This window comes from Lacrimispora sp. (genome assembly GCF_032078915.1).
GTDB lineage: Bacteria > Bacillota > Clostridia > Lachnospirales > Lachnospiraceae > Lacrimispora.
Genome location: NZ_DAMAUN010000059.1, coordinates 6,882 through 9,927, shown reverse-complemented (window position 1 = coordinate 9,927; position 3,046 = coordinate 6,882). Strand labels below are relative to the sequence as shown.

Sequence of the window (3,046 nt, the reverse complement as noted above, 5' to 3'; positions counted from 1 at the left end):
TGTCAGAAGGATATGGCAGCGTCCGCTGCCAGCATGGCGTTATCCCGGTTCCTGTTCCGGCAACAGCTAACATTGTGTCGGCCCATGGTCTGAAGCTTCGTCTTACGGACAATGAAGGGGAGATGGTGACTCCTACCGGAGCTGCCATAGCTGCCGCCCTTGGGACAAGAAAGAATCTTCCCTCCTCCTTTCAGATCTTAAAGACAGGGTTTGGTGCAGGGAAAAAGGACTTTAAACAGGCAAACGTTCTGCGGGCCATGCTGATTCTGGAAGAGGAAGAAGGGGCAGAAGAAAATATGTGGGTTTTAGAGGCCAATATTGACGATTGCAGCGGGGAATCCTTTGGTTTTGCCATGGAATCCTTATTGGAAGCCGGAGCAGCTGATGTCTGGTATACCCCTGTATTCATGAAAAAGAACCGTCCAGCTTATATGCTTAGCCTGATCTGCCGGGAAGAGGAGATAAGCAGAATGGAAGATATCCTGTTCATTCAAACCACTACCATCGGAGTGAGAAGATACCCGGTAGCCAGAACCATTTTAGACCGAAAAAAAAGGAAGGTCATGACGGAATTCGGGGAGGCAGAGGTAAAAATCTGCACCTACAAAGACAGGACCTTCTGCTATCCGGAATTTGAAAGTGTAAGAAGTATTTGCAGACAACATGGGCTGGATTATCAGACTGTATACAGTATCATTCGCATGGAGGCGGAGAAATAATGGAACAGAACATGTTGGAAATAAAAACGAGACTGGAACAGATGATGGCAGAGTATGCCAAAGAGGATATCTGTCTGGCTTTTTCCGGAGGAGTGGATTCCAGTTTGTTGCTGAAAGCAGCAGCAGATGCCGCAGGAAAGACGGGAAAAACTGTTTATGCGGTGACTTTTGACAGCCGTCTTCATCCCTCCTGTGATCTGGAAATCGCAGCCAGGGTAGCAAAGGAGCTGGGAGGAATCCATAAGGTGGTTTCCGTAAATGAGCTGGAACAGGAGGAGATACGTTTTAATCCTGTAAACCGGTGCTATTTATGCAAAAAGAAATTGTTCCAGTCTTTGAAGGATTATGCGGGGGAAATGAACATCCCTTATATCATGGATGGAACCAACGAAGATGACCTGCATGTTTACCGTCCGGGAATCAAAGCCTTAAGAGAATTGGGAATCATCAGTCCTCTGGCAGCGCTACACATTACCAAGGCCCAGGTAAAAGAACTGGCCTCATGGTATGGGATCTCTGTGGCGTCCAGGCCTTCCGCCCCATGTATGGCGACGCGTCTTCCCTATGGTACGGAAATTGATTATGATGTCCTGAATCTTATTGGAAAAGGAGAGGAATTTGTAAGCTCTCTCGTGAAAGGAAATGTACGCCTGAGGCTTCATAAAGACATTGTCCGCATCGAAGTGGACAAGGAAGCGATGGGAAATCTGGTGGGGAAGAGCAGAGAGATCATTGCTTATTTAAAAGAATTGGGTTTTATCTATATCACCATGGATCTGGAAGGATTCCGGTCCGGAAGCATGGATGTGGGAATCAGACCCATTGAGTAAAAGTTCATACTGATAGATAAAAAGTGCGTTTCCCGGACAGGAAACGCACTTTTTCTGCATATTTCGCTGACCGTATAAACAAATCCCCGATAGAGGTCGAGGGGATAGCGGCAGTACCGTCAGGATTCGACAGCACGACAAATGTGGATTTATTAACAATAACCTAAAATGTGAATATTAATTAAAAAATAATATAAAATTTTAATATCGTTTGAACATTTAGCACAGAAATATTATGTGAAATTGTACAATAAATCCTATTGTAATTTGGCTTTGTTTGTGCTAATATAAAAACACACATTTAGGTTTTTTGTCCGTAATCCTGTTTTTAAACATAAGGAGGACAAATATATTAGTAAAGGAGAAAATATACCGTGGGTAACAGTGCAATGGAAAACATGGAACCAGTGGAAGTGTTTCACTATTTTGAGGAAATTAACAGTATTCCGAGAGGTTCAGGAAATGAAAAAAGAATCAGCGATTATCTAGTTTCTTTTGCAAAGGAACACAATCTGGAGGTCATCCAGGATAAAGCGCTGAATGTGATCATCAGGAAGCCAGGTTCCAAGGGCTATGAAGAAAGTCCAGGTGTCGTAATTCAGGGACATATGGATATGGTCTGTGAGAAAAGGCCTGATGTCATGCATGATTTCATGACAGACCCCATCCAAATGAAAATCGTTGGAGATATGCTTTACGCAAACGGAACGACTCTAGGGGGAGACGACGGCATTGCGGTCGCCATGGGGTTAGCGGTTCTGGCATCGGATACATTGGAACACCCTCCTGTCGAATTGTTGGTTACCACCTCTGAAGAGACCGGAATGGACGGCGCCCATGCGCTGGATCCAAAAAACATATTAGGAAAGACCCTTATTAATATCGATTCAGAGGAAGAGGGAATCCTGACGGTAAGCTGTGCAGGCGGATGCTCCTCCAAGATCAATATTCCCATCACATGGGAAGATGCAGATAGCAGCAGGGCTGCTTATATCATTGATATTTCTGGCTTAAAGGGCGGCCACTCTGGAGTGGAAATACATACAGGCAGAGCGAACGCCAATAAATTAATGGCCCGGTTTTTAAAAAGCGTAAGCTTAGAGACAGATTTAAATTTATGTTCCATCAGCGGAGGCTCCAAGCACAACGCCATCGCCCGTGATGCACGAGCTGTTGTGTGTGTAAATTTAGAGGCTGTCCCGATGCTGAAAGAGAAGATTTCCAGTTTGGAACAAATATTCAGGGATGAATTCAAAGTTGCAGATCCGGATATAAAAGTCGAACTGAATCCTGTTGAAAATATGCCGAAGAGAATCATGTCGAAAGACACAAGGGATAACATCATTAATTTTATGTACCTGATTCCAAACGGAGTCCAGAGCGTCAGCATGGATATTGAGGGCCTTGTAGAGAGCTCCCTTAATCTGGGGGTAGTTGAGACCGGAGAAGAAAGCATTGAAATCATCAGTTCTATCAGAAGCTCTGTTGGAACGATAA

3 protein-coding genes are annotated in these 3,046 nt (G+C 44.5%); all 3 read left to right on the top strand.

Annotated elements, in window-relative coordinates:
* The coding region (locus tag RT269_RS20215) for a LarC family nickel insertion protein (RefSeq protein ID WP_313185303.1) at nt 1-719 on the top strand (719 nt) is incomplete at its 5' end.
* Entirely contained in the window at nt 719-1,549 is an 831-nt protein-coding gene (gene larE / locus RT269_RS20210; RefSeq protein ID WP_313185301.1) for an ATP-dependent sacrificial sulfur transferase LarE, read from the top strand. The genes RT269_RS20215 and larE, both read left to right, overlap by 1 nt.
* Before the next feature lie 374 nt (nt 1,550-1,923).
* The coding region (gene pepD, locus RT269_RS20205) for a beta-Ala-His dipeptidase (RefSeq protein ID WP_331664202.1) at nt 1,924-3,046 on the top strand (1,123 nt) is incomplete at its 3' end.

Excerpts from the sequence above, each read along its gene's own strand:
- larE (WP_313185301.1), top strand. The coding sequence starts at position 719 with ATGGAACAGAACATGTTGGAAATAAAAACGAGACTGGAACAGATGATG.